An 18,044-nucleotide genomic window follows, 5' to 3' on the forward strand; every position below is an offset into this window, starting at 1 on the left:
CAGCAGTGAAACGATGCATCGCCGATGGTAGTGTGGGGTTTCCCCATGTGAGAGTAGGTCATCGTCAAGATTAAATTCCGAAACCCCAATTGCGAAAGCAGTTGGGGTTTTGTTTTGCCCGCAGGAAAGTTCTTACAGCATGCGTGGACGTCGTCCGGCTGCCACAACCTGCCGACAATGCTAAGGTTCTGCCCTAGCTTTTGTACTTTCCAAGGAAACCCTTATGCCGGACGCCCAGTCCCTCAACGCTGCATTCATGGTGGTCCAGAGCAACAGCCTGGACGAACTGCGCAGCCTTGTGATCAGCATCATGCGGCGCTATCCGCTAGCGCCCCTGGAAAACGAAATTGCGTTGGTGCAGAGCAACGGCATCGCCCAGTGGCTCAAATTGGCGCTGGCTGAAGATCCAGAGGAAGACGACCTCGGCGGTTGCGGCATCGCCGCTGCGATTGACGTGCAATTACCCGGCAGCTTCATGTGGCAGCTCTACCGCATGGTTCTTGGACGAGAAGAAATTCCGCTCAAATCCCTGCTCGATAAGGCACCGCTGACCTGGCGTCTGATGCGCTTGTTACCCCAGGTTATCGATCGCCCGCATTTTGAGCCGTTACAACGTTTCCTCACTCACGACACCGACTTGCGCAAACGCTATCAACTGTCCGAGCGTCTGGCGGATCTCTTTGACCAGTATCAGGTCTATCGCGCCGACTGGCTCGAGGATTGGGCTGAAGGACGGCATCAACTGCGCAATGTCAGGGGCGAAGTAAAACCGCTACCACCGACCAGTTGCTGGCAAGCCGAATTGTGGCGTGCATTGCTCGACGACGTGGGTGAGCAGGGGATGGCACAGAGTCGTGCCGGCGTTCATCAACGATTCATCGAGCGTATCAACAGCCTCACAAAGGCCCCGCAGGGGCTGCCCTCTCGAGTGATTGTCTTCGGGATTTCTTCGTTGCCCGCGCAAGTACTTGAAGCGCTGGCCGGGCTTGCGCGTTTCAGTCAGGTTCTGCTGTGTGTGCACAACCCTTGCCGTCACCACTGGGCCGACATCGTCGCCGACAAGGACTTGCTGCGTCATCAATACAAGCGGCAGTCGCGCAAAAGCGGAATGCCCGTCGTGCTTGACCCTGAAACCCTGCATCAGCATGCCCACCCACTATTAGCGGCCTGGGGCAAGCAGGGTCGTGACTACATCAACCTGCTCGACAGCTATGACGATCCCAACAGCTACCGCGCAGCATTTCGCGATAGCCGTATCGATCTGTTCAGCGAAACCGAGCCAGAAAACCTGCTCAATCAACTGCAGAATGACATCCTCGAGCTACGCCCCCTCAACGAGACCCGCGAGCACTGGCCAGCGGTAGATCTGGCGAAAGATCAATCGATCCGTTTTCACGTAGCCCACAGTGCTCAACGTGAGGTTGAAATTCTTCACGATCAACTCCTCTCACGTTTCAGCGCCAACCCGGATCTGCGCCCTCGTGACGTGATCGTCATGGTGCCGGATGTCGACAGCTATGCGCCGCACATACGTGCTGTTTTCGGTCAACTCGATCGACATGATCCACGCTTCATTCCTTTCACGTTGGCAGACCAGGGACAACGTGGCCGCGACCCTTTACTGATTGCCGTCGAGCACCTGCTCAAATTGCCGGACAGTCGTTTCCCGGTCAGTGAAATCCTCGACCTGCTCGACGTTCCCGCGCTGCGTGCCCGCTTCGGTGTGGAGGAGCGTGACTTGCCGACACTGCACCGCTGGATCGAAGGTGCGGGTGTCCGTTGGGGCATGAACGCCGAGCAACGCGCCGGGCTCGGGCTGCCGGATGAGCTCGAACAGAATAGCTGGCACTTCGGCCTGCGCCGAATGTTGCTGGGTTACGCGGTTGGCAGCGCCGGTGCCTGCGCAGGTATCGAGCCTTATGATGAAATCGGCGGCCTGGATGCTGCACTGATCGGGCCGTTGGTGGCGTTGCTTGATGCACTGGAACTCGCTCACCAGGCGCTCACGCAAGCGGCCCAACCCAAAGAGTGGGGTCAGCGACTGCAAACGCTGATGCAGTTATTTTTCAAGGCCAGCAATGAGCATGACGACTACTTGCTGACTCAACTGGAAGAGCTTCGCGAGACCTGGCTGGAGACCTGTGAGTCGGTCGGGTTGGTGGATGAACTGCCATTGACGGTTGTGCGTGAGGCCTGGCTCGCCGGACTGGATCAGGGCCGTTTGTCTCAGCGTTTTCTCGCCGGTGCGGTAAACTTCTGTACGCTGATGCCGATGCGCGCCATTCCCTTCAAACTGGTCTGTCTGCTAGGGATGAACGACGGCGATTATCCCCGTGCGCAACCGCCGCTGGATTTCGATCTGATGGGCAGCGACTACCGTCCCGGAGATCGTTCGCGGCGTGAGGACGACCGATATCTTTTGCTCGAAGCGCTCTTGTCGGCACGCAATCAGCTGTACGTCAGTTGGGTCGGCCGCAGCATTCGCGACAACAGCGAGCGTCCGGCGTCGGTGCTCATTGGTCAGTTGCGTGATCACCTCGCCAGCGGCTGGCGGCTGCTCGACGAAAGTCAGGATCTGTTGGGCGCCATGACCGAAGAGCATCCGCTGCAACCGTTCAGTGCGCGCTATTTCCATGAGGGCGATCAGTTGTTCAGCTATGCCAGCGAATGGCAGGTGTTGCATCAACAGCATGCGCCACCCGGCAACACGGAATTGCTTACACCCTTTATTCAGGAAGAGCCTCTGAGCCTGGCGTTGCTACAGGACTTTCTACGCAACCCGGTACGGCATTTCTTCACGCAGCGACTCAAGGTGTACTTCGAAGCTGCCGACGCTCCGCTCGCCGATGAAGAACCCTTTGTGCTTGATGCACTGCAGCGCTATACGCTCAGCGACAGTCTGCTCGAGGCGGCTCTGCGGCAACCGGACAACGTCGAGCAGGCACTTGAAGCTCAGGCCCGACGCCTGCAAAACAGTGGGTTGTTGCCCATGGCCGGCTTCGGCGAATGTCTGCAGCGTGAACTGATCGAGCCGCTTCCGGATCTGTTGCAACGTTATCAACAGTTACTGGCACTATGGCCGACGCCGCTGACCAGCGCGATCCCGGTCAATCTTGAGCTGCAAGGCTTGCGTATTGAAGGCTGGCTTTCCAGCCTCCACCAGCGCGCTGACGGCAGCCTGTTGTCGGTGACGACCATTCCCAACAGCATTGGCTCGATCAAAAGCCGCAAATGGCATCGGCTGACCAAATCATGGGTAAATCATCTTGTCGCCTGCGCCAGCGGACTGTCATTGAGTACCGCATTGGTCGCCAGTGACGACACATTGCTGCTTGAGCCTATGGCGCAGGACCGCGCATCGCGTTTGCTTGGCGATCTGCTGCTCGCTTGGCAAGCAGGCATGCGCCAGCCTCTGCCAATCGCCGTGAAAACCGCTTTCGCCTGGCTGTCTCAGACTGACCCGCTCAAGGCCGAAACGGCTGCCCGTAAAGCCTATGAAGGTGACGGGCAGACCAGCGAGGGCGAGCGTCGTGAGAGTCCTGCGTTGTCCCGCCAATATGCCGACTTCGACGCCTTGCTCGCGGACGAAACATTCTCTGGTTGGTGCGATACTTTGTATCGTCCTTTGTTTGAAGCGCCATGGCGTTCATTGTCCAGCGAAGGAGCTCGCACATGAGCACGAAGACACCGCTGGCTCTGGCATTTCCCCTGCGTGGCAGCCAGTTGATCGAGGCGAGCGCCGGCACCGGCAAGACCTTCACGATTTCTGCGCTTTATCTGCGTCTTATCCTCGGCCACGGCGGCGAGTCGACTGGCTTCGCACGAGAGTTGTTGCCGCCGCAGATTCTCGTGGTGACGTTCACGGATGCGGCGACCAAAGAGCTGCGCGAGCGCATTCGTACGCGACTGGCCGAGGCGGCGCGATTCTTCCGCGACGAGATGCCCGCACCTGATTCATTGATTGCGGAACTGCGCGATCAATTCGAACCGCCGCAATGGCCCGGTTGCGCCAACCGCCTCGATATCGCTGCGCAATGGATGGACGAAGCTGCGGTTTCGACCATCCACAGTTGGTGTCAGCGCATGCTGCGCGAGCACGCGTTTGACAGCGGCAGCCTGTTCACCCAATCCCTGGAAACCGATCACAGTGATTTGCTTGGCGAAGTGCTGCGCGATTATTGGCGATTGTTCTGTTACCCGATGCAGGGAGACGCGCTCAATTGGGTCCGCGGCAACTGGGGCGGTCCTGCAGCATTGTTACCTCGAGTACGCGGTCTGTTCGCCAGTGAACGCGATAGCGAGGCGGGCAAAGCGCCAGCGCAATTGATTGAAGAATGCCTGCAAGAGCGTCGCGCGGCGTTGATTGAATTGAAAATGCCTTGGCGCCAATGGGCGGACGAGTTGCTCGCCATTTGTCATCAGGGCGTTGCCAGCAAGACCGTTGACGGTCGAAAAATGCAGGCGCGCTACTTTGAACCGTGGTTCGAGAAGCTCAAGTCCTGGGCCGAAGACGAGGCGCTGGAACAGTTGGACATCGGTACCGGCTTCAGTCGCCTGACCCCCGACGGCATGGCCGAAGCGTGGAAAGGTCAGGCGCCGACTCACCCGGGGCTGGACGCGATGTCGGGGCTCAAGTCGAGTCTCGATGCCTTGCCCACGCCTGACGCCGCAGTGCTGCAACACGCTGCCAAATGGGTCGGCGCGCGCTTCGAGGAAGAAAAACGCCGTCGCGCCGAGATGGGCTTCGATGACATGCTTTTGCGCCTGGATGCCGCGCTGCAGTCCGACGGCGGCGAGCGTCTGGCGACATTGATCCGCGAGCAATTTCCGGTCGCGCTCATCGATGAGTTTCAGGACACCGACCCGGTGCAATACCGGATTTTTGAAAGCATCTACCGCATCGAAGACAACGACCCGGCTACCGGGCTGTTTCTGATCGGCGATCCCAAACAGGCGATCTATGCTTTTCGCGGTGCAGACATTTACACCTACCTGCGCGCGCGTCAGGCCACCACCGGCCGGCTGCATACCTTGGGCACCAACTTCCGTTCCAGCCACGGCATGGTCAACGCGGTCAACCATGTATTCGAACGCGCCGAGTCCAGAGAGCAGGGACGCGGCGCGTTTTTGTTCCGGGAGAAAACCGGTGAAAACCCGGTGCCATTCCTGCCCGTCGAATCCCAGGGGCGCAAAGAAAAACTGCAGGTTGCCGGGCAAGATATCGCGGCGCTGAATGTCTGGCACTTGTCCACAGACCAGCCACTGTCAGGCGCGGTCTATCGCCAACAATTGGCGGCTGCCTGTGCCAGTGAAATCACTGCATTGCTCAATGGCGGGCAAAGCGGCAGCGCGGGATTCACTCAAGAGGGTAAAGACTTCAGAGGTCTGCGTCCGTCGGACATTGCGATCCTGGTGCGTGATGGCAAGGAGGCTCAGGCGGTGCGTGGTGAGCTGGCCGCCCGTGGCGTGCGCAGCGTTTACCTGTCGGACAAGGACTCGGTGTTCGCCGCGCAGGAGGCTCACGACCTGTTGTCGTGGCTTAAAGCCTGCGCCGAACCGGATGTCGAGCGTTCGCTCAAAGCTGCGCTGGCCTGCATCACCTTGAACCTGCCACTGGTTGAACTGGAGCGGTTGAACCAGGACGAGTTGGTCTGGGAATCCCGTGTCATGCAGTTCCGTGGTTACCGCGAACTCTGGCGCAAGCAAGGTGTATTGCCGATGTTGCGCCGCCTGCTGCACGACTTCCATTTGCCGCAAACCTTGATGACACGCGGTGATGGCGAGCGGGTGCTGACCAACCTGTTGCACCTGTCTGAACTGATGCAACAAGCCGCTGCCGAACTGGACGGTGAACAAGCGCTGATTCGCCATTTGGCCGAGCTTCTGGCGTTGTCCGGTCAGGCCGGCGAGGAGCAGATCCTGCGCCTGGAAAGCGACGAGCAACTGGTCAAAGTGGTGACCATCCACAAATCGAAAGGTCTGGAGTACCCGTTGGTGTTCCTTCCGTTCATCTGCTCGGCGAAGCCGGTGGATGGCAGTCGGTTGCCACTGCATTACCACGACGCGACGGGCAAGGCTCAGGTCAGTCTCAAGCCCACCGCCGAGCTGATTGCCCAAGCGGATGAAGAGCGTCTCGCCGAAGATTTGCGTTTGCTCTATGTCGCCCTGACTCGCGCGCAGCATGCCTGCTGGTTAGGCGTGACGGATCTCAAACGCGGCAATAACAACAGTTCCGTGCTGCACCTTTCCGCGCTCGGCTATCTGTTGGGGGGCGGTGCATCGTTGGGCGAGTCCAGCGCACTCAGCCGTTGGTTGCAAGACCTGCAGCAGGATTGCGCGGCAATCAGCGTCGACGAAATGCCCCAGGCCAGCACCGAGCACTATCAGCCGCCGCGCAATGAAGCCGTCCTCAGTGCCACGCTGCTGCCCAAGCGCAAGGCCAGCGAAAACTGGTGGATCGCCTCTTACAGCGCGTTGCGCATCAGCGATGTGCTGAGTGTCGGCAGCGACGAGGCTCCGGACAGCCCGCAGGCACAAAAGCTTTTCGACGATGAACGCCTCGACCCGGACGCGCCACGAGAAATCATCAGTGGCGGTGCCGACATCCATCGTTTTCCTCGCGGGCCCAATCCGGGAACATTTCTCCACGGCTTGCTGGAATGGGCCGGTGACGATGGTTTTGCGGTGTCCCGTGATGCGCTGGAAGATGCGATTGCCCGGCGTTGTAACCTGCGCGGCTGGGAAGGCTGGATCACCACGTTGAGTGACTGGTTGCAGCACCTGCTTGAATCGCCATTGCCGATTGGCGGGGGGCAGCCGCCGGTGATTCTCGAGCAACTCAAGCAATACCGCGTCGAGATGGAGTTCTGGTTCGCCAGCCATAAGGTCGACGTGCTCAAACTCGACGAACAGGTGCGTCAGCACACTCACCGAGGCGTGGCCCGTGTGGCGGCAGAACCGGTGCAGCTCAACGGTATGTTCAAAGGCTTCATCGACCTGACCTTTGAACACAATGGCCGTTACTACGTCGCCGACTACAAATCCAATTGGCTGGGCGTGGATGATCAGGCCTACACCGAGCAAGCCATGGAGCAGTCGATCCTCGACAATCGCTACGACCTGCAATATGTGCTGTACCTGTTGGCGTTGCATCGCCAGCTCAAGGCGCGGCTGCCCGATTACGATTACGACCGGCACGTTGGCGGCGCGTTGTATCTGTTCTTGCGTGGCACACGAGCCGACAGCCGTGGTGTGTATTTTGCGCGCCCGCCCCGCGAGCTGATCGAGCGCCTTGACCGGATGTTCCAGGGCAAACCCGAACCCAAGGCCGAACCCGCATGGGAACAGGGAGTCTTGTTATGAGCCGCACCTTCACCGATCTGTTGCCGACACCCTTGGCTGCCGACAGCCTGTCGGCCCTTGCTCCGCTGACCCGTGCCGATGATTTGCTGCTGTTGCTCACCCGCTGGGTCGAGCGCGGCTGGCTGCGCGCGCTGGACAAGGCGTTCGTTGCGTTCCTGCACGAGCTTGAGCCGGACACCGATCCGCTGGTGTTGCTCGCCGCTGCGCTGACCAGCCATCAGCTCGGCCACGGACACGTGTGTCTCGACCTGTTCGAAACCCTCAAGGCACCGGATTTTGCATTGTCGTTACCGCCCGAAGGGGATGTGCAAGGTGGGGTGCTATTGCTGCCTTCGCAATTGCTCGAAGCGCTCGATGGTGTGCACTGGTGCAAGGCATTGGCCGGCAGTGCCCTGGTCGCGCTGGCGGCCGACGCCAGTGACGCGGCGCAACAACGCCCGCTGGTGCTCAGTGGCAAGCGTCTGTACCTGCGGCGCTACTGGGCTTACGAGCGACGCATCGATACCGCGTTGCGCCAGCGTCTGGCTCAAGGCGAAGCGAGCCCTGGCGATTTGCCGCTGCGGCTGAACGAGTTGTTCGGATCGGCCCGCTCCGGCGCGGTGATCGACTGGCAGAAACTCGCCTGTGCCCTCGCCACGCGTGGCGCGTTCAGTATCGTCACCGGAGGCCCGGGTACCGGCAAAACCACTACGGTGGTGCGTCTGCTGGCATTGCTTCAAGCACCCGCCGTAGAAGCCGGGCAACCGTTACGCATTCGTCTGGCGGCGCCGACGGGCAAGGCCGCCGCTCGACTGACCGAGTCCATCAGCCAGCAAGTGCAATCGCTGAAAATCGCTGAAGAGGTGCGCGCGAAAATCCCCTGCGATGTGACCACCGTGCACCGTTTGCTCGGCAGCCGGCCAGGTACGCGACATTTCCGCCACCACGTCGGCAACCGTTTGCCGCTGGATGTGCTGGTCGTCGATGAAGCATCGATGATCGATCTGGAGATGATGGCCAATCTGCTTGATGCGCTGCCGCCCCATGCGCGCCTGGTGTTGCTCGGCGACAAGGATCAACTGGCCTCCGTTGAAGCAGGAGCGGTGCTCGGTGACCTGTGTCGTGACGCCGAGCATGGCTGGTACAGCCCGCAAACCCGGCAATGGCTGGAGTCGGTCAGCGGTGAGTCGTTGCAGGGCAGCGGCTTGCATGAGGACGTCGATGGCTCTCATCCGCTGGCACAGCAAGTGGTGATGCTGCGCCACTCGCGGCGTTTCGGTGAGGGTAGCGGCATCGGGCAACTGGCGCGGCGGGTCAACCAACAGTTATCGGACGAGGCGCGACAGTTGCTGAAGGCCGGGCACTATGACGATGTGTTTTCGTTGCCACTCCCTCAGGGCGAGCACGATCAGAAGCTGGAACAACTGGTGCTTGAGGGCCATGGTGATGGTCCGCAAGGCTATCGGCACTACTTGACGGTGTTGCGCAATCAACGCCCGCCGTCGGGCAGACCGCTGGAGCATCCGGACTGGATCAACTGGGCGCGTGACGTCTTGCAGGCGTTCGATACCTTCCAGTTGTTGTGCGCCGTCCGTAAAGGACCTTGGGGCGTCGAAGGGCTGAACCAGCGCATCACCGCGGCGCTGCTCAAGGCATGCCTGATCGATAACGACCAGCAATGGTATGAAGGCCGGCCAGTCCTGATGACCCGCAATGATTACGGTCTGGGCTTGATGAACGGCGACATTGGCATTGCGCTCAAGCTGCCCGAGCGTGAAGGCCCGGATGCCGGTAAACCGGTGCTGCGCGTAGCGTTCCCGCGCAATGACGGTCAGGGCGGTGTGCGTTTCGTTCTGCCAAGTCGACTCAACGATGTTGAAACCGTCTACGCCATGACGGTGCACAAGTCCCAGGGCTCGGAATTTGCGCACACCGCGTTGATCCTGCCGGACACCTTGAATCCGGTGTTGACCAAAGAGCTGATCTACACCGGTATTACCCGCGCTAAACATTGGTTCACCCTCATCGAGCCGCGCCCCGGGGTATTTGAGGAAGCGGTGCAGCGCAAGGTCAAACGCCTGAGCGGACTGATGCTGGAACTGGAAGAGGGTAGCGAGACTCGCGGATGAAAATACCCGTGACCGGCGGCGAATACTGACTGGCCGGTCAGAGCTCGCTGCCTCGCTGGTGTTTCTTCGCTGTGCTATCGTTGCGGCATCATTTCGCTACGATCCAAGAGAATCCTGCATGAAGGTGTCTGTCTGGGCGACAGAGCGCGTGGTTGGCTGCAAGCACACGTTGCTTATCGGCCTGCTCTGGTTGTTGACGGGCGTTGCCGTCGCGCAAACGCCAGCGCCGACGGGCATGGCCGAGCAACGGGCAAAATCTGTCACGCAGGTCGTTCTTGGCATCCTCAGCTATGCACGCTGGCCGGTAGAACCTGCACAGTTGCGTCTGTGCATCGTCGGCCCGACCGAGTACACCGATGACTTGGTCAAAGGCACCACGCAAGCCACCGGCCGGCCAGTCATCGTCCGTCGACTGCTCGCCGACAACCCGGCGATCGTCAGTGAATGTGATGCGGTGTACATCGGCAAACTCACCGCGGATGAACGCAGTCGGCTGTTCGCTTCGCTGATCGGCCATCCGGTGCTGAGCATCAGCGAAGGCGGTGATCAGTGCACGGTGGGCAGCCTGTTCTGTCTGCGGGTTGGCGATGACCAAGTGTCCTTCGAGGTCAATCTCGACTCCGTTGCCCGCAGTGGCGTGCGCATTCACCCAAGCGTCTTGCAATTGTCGCGTCGCAAACCGGCGGCGCCATGAAACTGTTCAGAACCAGTAGCCGCCCCACGTTGGGCTCGGTCATCGGCCGAGGTCATTTGATCGTCGCGTTGGTTGGCGTGGCCATGGCCAGCGTTTCACTGACCTTTCTCGGGGTATTGGCGCTGCGTGTCTACGCCGATCACAACTTGCACCTGATCGCCCGCTCGATCAGCTACACCGTTGAGGCGGCCGTCGTGTTCAACGACAAAACAGCCGCGACCGAAGCACTGGCCCTGATCGCCTCGACCGAGGAGGTGGCGGATGCGCAAGTACTCGACGCGCAGGGTGAGTTACTCGCCCGTTGGCAGCGCCCGGAGAACGGCTTGTTCTCCGGCCTGGAAATGCAGATTACCCGTGCACTGCTGGAGAAACCGATCAGCCTGCCAATCCTCCACCAGGATCGCGAGATCGGGCGGATTCTGCTCACAGGGCACGGCGGTAGCCTGATGCGTTTTCTGTTGAGCGGTCTGGCCGGGATTTTTCTGTGTACGGCAATCAGTGCCTGGGTTGCGCTGTACCTGGCGCGTCGACAGTTGCGTGCGATCACCGCGCCGCTGCGCAGCCTTGCCGATGTCGCCCACGCCGCGCGCAGTGAACGGGCGCTGGACCGTCGCGTGCCGGCGGCGCAAATCGCCGAACTCGATAACCTCGGCAACGACTTCAATGCCCTGCTCGACGAACTCGAAGCGTGGCAAAGCCACCTGCAAAGCGAAAACGAAACCCTCGCCCACCAGGCCAGTCATGACAGCCTCACTGGACTGCCGAATCGGGCCTTTTTCGAAGGTCGATTGATCCGCGCCTTGCGCAACGCCAGCAAACTCAACGAGCGCGTGGCGGTGCTGTTTCTCGACAGTGATCGCTTCAAAGGCATCAACGACAACTTCGGCCACGCGGCGGGTGATGCGGTTCTCGTTGCAGTGGCTAATCGCATTCGGGCGCAGTTGCGCGAAGAGGACCTGGTGGCGCGGCTGGGCGGTGACGAGTTCGCCGTTCTGCTCGCACCGCTGCACAAGGTCGAAGATGCCGAGCGTATTGCCGACAAGATCCTCGCCAGCATGGACATGCCCATCGCATTGCCGGGCGACACCCGTGTGGTGACCTCGCTCAGTATCGGCATTGCGGTTTTTCCCGATCATGGGGCCACGCCGGGAGCCTTGCTCGATGCCGCGGATGCGGCCATGTATCAAGCCAAGCGGCTGTCGCGCGGCGCCCAATTCACGGCCGGGGCGGAGCACCCGGCTGATTCCGTTCAAACCAGGAGCTGACTCTCGTGTTCACACTGTCCATTCGATCTTTTTACGCTGTGTTGTTGATGGCCGTACTGGCCCTGACCGGTTGCCAGACCGCGCCACAAAAGGGCCTGACCCCGGCGCAAGTTGCGGTGCTCAAACAACAGGGCTTCGAGCTGACCGACGAGGGTTGGGAGTTTGGCCTGTCCGGCAAAGTACTGTTTGGCAGCGACGTCGAAAGCCTGAACAAGGAAAGCACCGAGATCGTCGAACGCATCGGCAAGGCGTTGCTGGGTGTCGGCATCGAGCGCGTGCGTGTCGATGGACATACCGACGCATCGGGCAAGGAAACCTACAACCAGCAACTGTCGCTGCGCCGCGCAAAAAGTGTCGCCAACGTGCTGGGCACGGTTGGCATGAAGCAAGAGAACATTCAGCTGCAGGGCCTGGGCAGCAAAGAGCCGGTGGCATCCAACGATACGGCGGCGGGCCGCACGGAAAACCGCCGTGTCGCGATTGTGGTCAGCGCCGACTAGTCGGCGAACTGCATGTCGCGGGACTCGCCCATCAACAGCGGATGATTGCGCTCGGTCACCTCACGGATGTAATCCCACAACAGGGTGATCCGCTTCAACTTCCTCAGGTCCTCGCGGCAGTACATCCAGAACTGCCGGGTGATGTTGATTTCCTCCGGCAGGACCGGCAGCAGGCGCGGATCCTGCGCGGCGAGGAAGCACGGCAGGATCGCCAGCGAGCGGCCTTGCTGCGCCGCGACGAACTGCGCGATCACGCTGGTGCTGCGCAAGTTGGCGCTGGCGCCGGGCAGCACGTTCGCCAAGTAGAGCAGCTCTGAACTGAACGCCAGATCATCCACATAACTGATGAATTGATGTTTGCCCAAATCTGCTGGGCGGCGGATCGGTGGGTGTTTGTCCAGATAGTCCTGGGTCGCGTAGAGCTGCAAGCGGTAGTCGCAGAGTTTGCAGCACACGTATGGCCCGTGTTCCGGACGCTCCAGCGCAATGACGATGTCGGCCTCGCGCTTGGACAGGCTGATGAAGTGTGGCAGCGGCAGGATGTCCACCGAGATGGCCGGGTAGGCGTCGACGAAATGGCTCAACTGCGGAGTGATGAAAAAACTGCCGAAGCCTTCGGTGCAGCCCATGCGCACATGCCCGGACAGCGCCACGCCGGAACCTGACACCTGCTCGCAGGCCATGTGCAAGGTGCTTTCAATCGACTCGGCATAGCCGAGCAGGCGCTGGCCTTCGGTGGTCAGGACGAAGCCGCTGGTGCGCGACTTTTCGAACAGCAAGGTGCCGAGTGCCGCTTCCAGCGAACTGATTCGCCGCGACACCGTGGTGTAGTCGACAGCCAGGCGTTTGGCAGCGGTACTGGCCTTGCGGGTGCGGGCGACTTCGAGGAAAAACTTGAGGTCGTCCCAGTTCAACGAACCGAGTGAGGTGATGTTTTTTTGCATGATGGACGGGCTTATATGTGCGTTCTTATTAGAAGTTTGCACATCTATACTCCAAAAACCGTCCGACAACCAATTCATGACACACGCCTCATCTCAAGGCGAACCCTTCGCCTTGGCTCCTACGATAAAAACAAGTTTCGGAGACCAGCATGAACGCATCGCTTACGCCCAACGAAACCACGGTCCAGAATGTCAAACTGCTGATCGATGGCGAGTGGGTCGAGTCGCAAACCACCGAGTGGCACGACATCGTCAATCCGGCGACCCAGCAAGTGCTGGCGAAAGTCCCGTTCGCCACCGCCGCTGAAGTCGATGCCGCCGTCAGCGCCGCCCAGCGCGCCTTCCAGACCTGGAAACTGACCCCGATCGGCGCGCGTATGCGCATCATGCTCAAGCTGCAAGCGCTGATTCGCGAGCACTCTAAACGCATCGCCGTGGTGCTGAGCGCCGAGCAAGGCAAAACCATTGCCGACGCCGAAGGCGATATTTTCCGTGGCCTGGAAGTGGTCGAGCACGCTTGCTCCATCGGCACCCTGCAAATGGGCGAGTTCGCCGAGAACGTCGCCGGCGGCGTCGATACCTACACCCTGCGTCAGCCGATCGGCGTGTGTGCCGGTATCACACCGTTTAACTTCCCGGCGATGATTCCGCTGTGGATGTTCCCGATGGCCATCGCCTGCGGCAACACCTTCGTCTTGAAGCCTTCGGAACAGGATCCGCTGTCGACCATGCTGCTGGTCGAGTTGGCAATCGAGGCCGGCGTTCCGGCCGGTGTGTTGAACGTGGTGCATGGCGGTAAAGACGTGGTCGATGGCCTGTGCACGCACAAGGACATCAAAGCCGTGTCCTTCGTCGGTTCGACCGCCGTTGGCACCCACGTTTACGACCTGGCCGGCAAGCACGGCAAACGCGTGCAATCGATGATGGGCGCGAAGAACCACGCCGTGGTGCTCGCCGATGCCAATCGCGAGCAAGCACTGAATGCCCTGGTCGGCGCCGGTTTCGGTGCGGCCGGGCAACGTTGCATGGCCACCTCGGTGGTGGTGCTGGTCGGTGCGGCGAAGCAATGGCTGCCGGACCTCAAAGCGCTGGCGCAGAAACTCACCGTCAACGCCGGTAACGAGCCGGGCACCGATGTCGGCCCGGTGATCTCGAAAAAAGCCAAGGCACGGATTCTCGAGCTTATCGAAAGCGGCATCAAGGAAGGCGCCAAACTGGAGCTGGATGGCCGCGACATCAAGGTGCCGGGCTACGAGCAAGGCAACTTTGTCGGACCGACCCTGTTCTCGGGCGTGACCACCGACATGCAGATCTACACCCAGGAAATCTTCGGCCCGGTGTTGGTGGTGCTGGAAGTCGACACCCTCGATCAGGCGATTGCGCTGGTCAACGCCAACCCGTTCGGCAATGGCACCGGCCTGTTCACCCAAAGCGGCGCGGCGGCGCGTAAATTCCAGACGGAAATCGACGTAGGCCAGGTAGGCATCAACATCCCGATCCCCGTGCCGGTGCCGTTCTTCAGCTTCACCGGTTCGCGCGGTTCGAAACTCGGCGACCTCGGCCCGTACGGCAAGCAAGTGGTGCAGTTCTACACGCAGACCAAAACGGTCACGGCGCGCTGGTTCGATGACGACAGCGTCAACGACGGCGTGAACACCACCATCAACCTGCGCTGAGGAATGGCCATGAAAATCGCATTTATCGGTCTGGGCAACATGGGCGCACCGATGGCGCGCAACCTGATCAAGGCCGGCCACTCGCTGAACCTGGTCGACCTGAACAAAACCGTGCTGGCGGAACTGCAGCAACTGGGCGGCACTATTCGCGCTTCAGCGCGTGAGGCGGCCGAGGATGCTGAGCTGGTGATCACCATGTTGCCGGCCGCGGTGCATGTGCGCAGCGTCTGGCTCGGTGAGGACGGCGTGCTCGCCGGCATCGGCCAAGGCGTACCGGCGGTGGATTGCAGCACCATCGATCCGCAGACGGCCCGCGATGTCGCCGCCGCTGCGGCTAAACAAGGTGTGGCCATGGCCGACGCGCCGGTGTCCGGAGGCACCGGTGGCGCGACCGCTGGCACGCTGACCTTCATGGTCGGCGCCACGCCTGAACTGTTCGCCACCCTGCAACCCGTGCTGGCGCAGATGGGCCGTAACATCGTGCATTGCGGTGAAGTCGGCACCGGGCAGATCGCCAAGATCTGCAACAACCTGCTGCTGGCGATTTCGATGGTCGGCGTCAGTGAGGCGATGGCGCTGGGTGATGCACTGGGCATCGACACCAAGGTGTTGGCCGGGATCATCAACAGCTCGACCGGGCGTTGCTGGAGTTCGGAGATGTACAACCCGTGGCCGGGCATCGTTGAAACAGCGCCGGCCTCGCGCGGTTATACCGGTGGTTTCGGTGCCGAGTTGATGCTCAAGGATCTCGGGCTGGCGACGGAAGCGGCGCGTCAGGCGCACCAACCGGTGGTGCTCGGCGCGGTGGCGCAGCAGTTGTACCAGGCGATGAGTCAGCGTGGGGATGGCGGGAAGGATTTCTCGGCGATCATCAACAGCTATCGCAAGCCTGCAATTGAAGGGCAGCGCTGAACAAACTGTAGGAGCTAGCCCCCACAGGGGACTTGTGAGTATCAGATATTGTTTGCCGGGAATCACGTCGGGTGATCTCCCGGCTTTTTTGCATCAGGCGAACACGAAATATTTGCGCACGGTCTCGACCACTTCCCATGTGCCCTTCATACCTGGCTCAACCACGAAGATATCGCCGGCGCGCAGGTGAATCGGCGCCATGCCGTCCGGGGTGATCACGCAGTAGCCTTCCTGGAAATGGCAGTACTCCCACTTCACATATTCCACGCGCCACTTGCCCGGCGTGCAGATCCACGTGCCCATGATCTTGCTGCCGTCTTCGCTGGTGTAGGCGTTGAGGTTGACGGTGTGCGGGTCGCCCTCGAGTTTTTCCCATTTGCAGGCGTCGAGTACCGGCAGCGGGTGGGTGTCGCGCAGAACGGTGATAGGGGCGGTCGCGGTCATGAGGACTCCGGGCAGTGGACGTGAGAAATGAACTCGCACCCTATAGCGTCAGGTCAGTGCTCAGTTGTCTGGGGTCGACATCGAACTGCTCATAAACGCGCACAGGCTCAGAGTTTTTCCAGCGGGCATTCGGTACGGGCCTGTTCGAGGCTGGATTCGAACACTTCCAGTTGCGCGAATTGCCGGGTTAGTTCGGCCAGGGTGTTGCTGATTTCGCGTTTCTTCGCTTCGATGGCCTGCTGCGCACGTGCCCAAGGCATGGCCTCACCCTGATGGTCGGCGAAAATCACCTGCAATTCCTTGAGACGAAAGCCCATGTCTTTGGCGCATTTGATGAAGATCAGCAACTCGACGGTCTGCTGATCGTAGAGACGATAATTGCCCTGGCGCCGGGGCGTGGGCAGCAGGCCGATCGACTCGTAATGACGGATGCTTTTAATGGTGGTGCCGGAGCGTTGCGCGGCTTGGCCGATGTACATAAAAGTCCTTTTTGATGTGAAACAGCGCGCTGCATTATCTGCAGAGTCAGTGAGCGGCGATAGCCTGTGCCTGCCGCAACCAGGTTTTTCGCTGCGGCTCACTTGAGCCCAGTACCGGGCCAAACGTCAGTGTGCGCAGCGGTTTGATCCCGCAGAATTCGAGCGTGGTCTTGCGCACCTGATGCAGTCCGGGCATGCGATAAAACCAGCGGTAATACCAGGCCGGCGTGTCCATCGTCACCAGTAAGTGCGCGGTACGGCCCTTCAGTAACTTATCGGGAAAGGCTTTGCCTGGACGGTATTTGAAGGCAAACCCCGGCAGAAACACGCGATCAAAAAAACCTTTGAGCAACGCCGGAATGCCACCCCACCAGATCGGGTAAACCAGCGTCAGGTGTTCGGCCCATAGGATGTCGGACTGCGCCGCGCTCAAGGCCTCTTCCAGCACTTGGATCTGTCGATAACCCTCGCGCAGCACCGGGTCAAAATCCAGTTCGCCGAGGCGTAACTGACGAACTTCGTGGCCGGCGTCGATCGCTGACTGGAGGTAACGCTCGGCCAGTGCGGCGCAGAAACTCGCGGAGGAAGGATGACCGAGAATCAGCAGAATTCGTTTACCCATCATGACTGTCCTTGCTGTTGAAAAGCCAAGGATGAAGTCTGCCCCTTAGGGGAGAGTCAAGGCGTGCAGCAGGGCTTTGGCGTAACCCGGCAGGGCAGGGAAGTCTTTCGCGCAGAGCATCAAGGTGCGGCGCGCCCAGGGTTCGTTCAATGTCACGCTGTTGAATGAGCGCTGCCCCGCGCGTTCGACGGCGGCCAGCGGCACGATGGCCAACCCGGCGCCCCGGCCGACCATGCGCATTACCCCATCGAAACCGTCGGCGCGAATACGCACCTGCATTCGCGCGCCGCTGTGCAGGGCCTGTTCCTCCAGGTAAATCGCCAGAGCGCTGTTGGCGCTGAGTCCTACGAAGTCATGGTGCAAAGCGTCGCTGAAACTGACCTCAGTGGCGTCTGACAATGGGTGGTCGAGAGGCAGAATCAGCACCAGCGGATCGTCGCGAAATGGCTGGGTCTGCAGGTCGCTGGTGTCCACTGCGTCGGACACAATCCCTAAATCCGCCGCACCTTGGCGTAAGGCGTGGGTGATGCGTGCGCTGGGCAGTTCCTGCAAATCGATGTCGAGATTGGGATGATCGCGCAGGAAGTCCGCGAGCACTTCCGGCAGGTATTCGGTGATCGCCGTGGTGTTGCACAGCAAGCGCACCTGACCTTTGACGCCTTGGGCGTATTCGGCCAGATCCTGTTGCAGGCGTTCGGCTTGTTGCAGGAGGATGCGCGCGTGCTGGGCGAGGGCTTTGCCGGCCGGCGTCGGTGTGACGCCACGGCGTCCGCGCTCGAGAAAGTCGGTGCCGAGTGAGGCTTCCATGGCACGGATTCGGGCGCTGGCGGCGGCCAGGGATAAATGGCTGCGGGCGGCGCCGGCGGTGATGTTGCCGGTGTCGAGGATGTGCAGGTAGAGGCGCAGGTCGGTGAGGTCGAAGTGCATGATTGGCAGCCTCTGGTTTTTGTGGTGTCTGGGCTGGCCCTATCGCTGGCAAGCCAGCTCCCACAGGTTTCAGTGTTGATCTCAAAATGTGTGAACAACAAAAAAACTGTG

13 protein-coding genes are annotated in these 18,044 nt (G+C 60.5%); 8 read left to right on the forward strand and 5 right to left on the reverse strand.

What is annotated here, in order from left to right:
• The first annotated feature begins 223 nt into the window (after positions 1-223).
• From recC to WA225_RS28300, 6 genes are all read left to right on the forward strand, one after another.
• Positions 224-3,676, forward strand: coding sequence for an exodeoxyribonuclease V subunit gamma (gene recC, locus WA225_RS28275; RefSeq protein WP_422610489.1), 3,453 nt, complete (start codon positions 224-226; stop codon positions 3,674-3,676).
• Entirely contained in the window at positions 3,673-7,362 is a 3,690-nt protein-coding gene (gene recB, locus WA225_RS28280) for an exodeoxyribonuclease V subunit beta (RefSeq protein WP_422610490.1), read from the forward strand. Before recC ends, recB begins: the two co-directional genes overlap by 4 nt.
• Positions 7,359-9,470, forward strand: a complete 2,112-nt coding sequence (recD, locus tag WA225_RS28285; protein ID WP_422610491.1) for an exodeoxyribonuclease V subunit alpha — start codon at positions 7,359-7,361, stop codon at positions 9,468-9,470. Before recB ends, recD begins: the two co-directional genes overlap by 4 nt.
• 118 nt (positions 9,471-9,588) lie before the next feature.
• Positions 9,589-10,164, forward strand: a complete 576-nt coding sequence (locus WA225_RS28290) for a YfiR family protein (RefSeq protein WP_422610492.1) — start codon at positions 9,589-9,591, stop codon at positions 10,162-10,164.
• A complete protein-coding gene (locus WA225_RS28295; protein WP_422610493.1) occupies positions 10,161-11,429 on the forward strand; it encodes a diguanylate cyclase domain-containing protein in 1,269 nt (422 codons plus the stop codon). Before WA225_RS28290 ends, WA225_RS28295 begins: the two co-directional genes overlap by 4 nt.
• 47 nt (positions 11,430-11,476) lie before the next feature.
• A complete protein-coding gene (locus WA225_RS28300; RefSeq protein ID WP_422610571.1) occupies positions 11,477-11,929 on the forward strand; it encodes an OmpA family protein in 453 nt (150 codons plus the stop codon).
• On the opposite strand, the gene WA225_RS28305 is transcribed toward WA225_RS28300, so the two are convergent.
• Positions 11,926-12,873, reverse strand: a complete 948-nt coding sequence (locus WA225_RS28305; RefSeq protein ID WP_422610494.1) for a LysR family transcriptional regulator — start codon at positions 12,871-12,873, stop codon at positions 11,926-11,928. The genes WA225_RS28300 and WA225_RS28305 overlap by 4 nt on opposite strands.
• Positions 12,874-13,022: 149 nt before the next feature.
• Between WA225_RS28305 and WA225_RS28310 the strand changes: the two genes are divergently transcribed.
• Together WA225_RS28310 and mmsB are read left to right on the forward strand one after the other, a co-directional pair.
• Positions 13,023-14,549, forward strand: a complete 1,527-nt coding sequence (locus tag WA225_RS28310; protein WP_422610495.1) for a CoA-acylating methylmalonate-semialdehyde dehydrogenase — start codon at positions 13,023-13,025, stop codon at positions 14,547-14,549.
• A 9-nt stretch (positions 14,550-14,558) separates the two neighbouring features.
• Positions 14,559-15,461, forward strand: coding sequence for a 3-hydroxyisobutyrate dehydrogenase (gene mmsB / locus WA225_RS28315; protein WP_422610496.1), 903 nt, complete (start codon positions 14,559-14,561; stop codon positions 15,459-15,461).
• Positions 15,462-15,554: 93 nt separating this feature from the next.
• Here the strand turns inward: mmsB and WA225_RS28320 are convergent, their stop codons facing one another.
• The 4 genes from WA225_RS28320 to WA225_RS28335 form a co-directional block, all read right to left on the reverse strand.
• On the reverse strand, positions 15,555-15,905 hold the full coding sequence (locus WA225_RS28320; RefSeq protein ID WP_122589396.1) for a cupin domain-containing protein: 351 nt from the start codon (positions 15,903-15,905) through the stop codon (positions 15,555-15,557).
• A 107-nt stretch (positions 15,906-16,012) separates the two neighbouring features.
• Positions 16,013-16,384 carry a MerR family transcriptional regulator gene (locus tag WA225_RS28325; RefSeq protein WP_422610497.1) on the reverse strand — a complete coding sequence of 124 codons (372 nt, stop codon included), beginning with the start codon at positions 16,382-16,384 and terminating at the stop codon, positions 16,013-16,015.
• A 46-nt stretch (positions 16,385-16,430) separates the two neighbouring features.
• Positions 16,431-17,009, reverse strand: coding sequence for an NAD(P)H-dependent oxidoreductase (locus tag WA225_RS28330; RefSeq protein WP_422610498.1), 579 nt, complete (start codon positions 17,007-17,009; stop codon positions 16,431-16,433).
• 42 nt (positions 17,010-17,051) lie between these two features.
• On the reverse strand, positions 17,052-17,933 hold the full coding sequence (locus tag WA225_RS28335) for a LysR substrate-binding domain-containing protein (RefSeq protein WP_422610499.1): 882 nt from the start codon (positions 17,931-17,933) through the stop codon (positions 17,052-17,054).
• Positions 17,934-18,044: the final 111 nt, after the last annotated feature.

It is taken from the genome of Pseudomonas sp. (assembly GCF_049300855.1).
Classification (GTDB): domain Bacteria; phylum Pseudomonadota; class Gammaproteobacteria; order Pseudomonadales; family Pseudomonadaceae; genus Aquipseudomonas.

Excerpts from the sequence above, each read along its gene's own strand:
- WA225_RS28300 (WP_422610571.1), top strand. The coding sequence starts at position 11,477 with ATGGCCGTACTGGCCCTGACCGGTTGCCAGACCGCGCCACAAAAGGGC.
- recC (WP_422610489.1), top strand. The coding sequence starts at position 224 with ATGCCGGACGCCCAGTCCCTCAACGCTGCATTCATGGTGGTCCAGAGC.
- WA225_RS28310 (WP_422610495.1), top strand. The coding sequence starts at position 13,023 with ATGAACGCATCGCTTACGCCCAACGAAACCACGGTCCAGAATGTCAAA.
- WA225_RS28335 (WP_422610499.1), bottom strand. The coding sequence starts at position 17,933 with ATGCACTTCGACCTCACCGACCTGCGCCTCTACCTGCACATCCTCGAC.
- WA225_RS28325 (WP_422610497.1), bottom strand. The coding sequence starts at position 16,384 with ATGTACATCGGCCAAGCCGCGCAACGCTCCGGCACCACCATTAAAAGC.
- WA225_RS28290 (WP_422610492.1), top strand. The coding sequence starts at position 9,589 with ATGAAGGTGTCTGTCTGGGCGACAGAGCGCGTGGTTGGCTGCAAGCAC.
- recB (WP_422610490.1), top strand. The coding sequence starts at position 3,673 with ATGAGCACGAAGACACCGCTGGCTCTGGCATTTCCCCTGCGTGGCAGC.
- mmsB (WP_422610496.1), top strand. The coding sequence starts at position 14,559 with ATGAAAATCGCATTTATCGGTCTGGGCAACATGGGCGCACCGATGGCG.
- WA225_RS28330 (WP_422610498.1), bottom strand. The coding sequence starts at position 17,009 with ATGATGGGTAAACGAATTCTGCTGATTCTCGGTCATCCTTCCTCCGCG.
- WA225_RS28295 (WP_422610493.1), top strand. The coding sequence starts at position 10,161 with ATGAAACTGTTCAGAACCAGTAGCCGCCCCACGTTGGGCTCGGTCATC.
- WA225_RS28305 (WP_422610494.1), bottom strand. The coding sequence starts at position 12,873 with ATGCAAAAAAACATCACCTCACTCGGTTCGTTGAACTGGGACGACCTC.
- recD (WP_422610491.1), top strand. The coding sequence starts at position 7,359 with ATGAGCCGCACCTTCACCGATCTGTTGCCGACACCCTTGGCTGCCGAC.
- WA225_RS28320 (WP_122589396.1), bottom strand. The coding sequence starts at position 15,905 with ATGACCGCGACCGCCCCTATCACCGTTCTGCGCGACACCCACCCGCTG.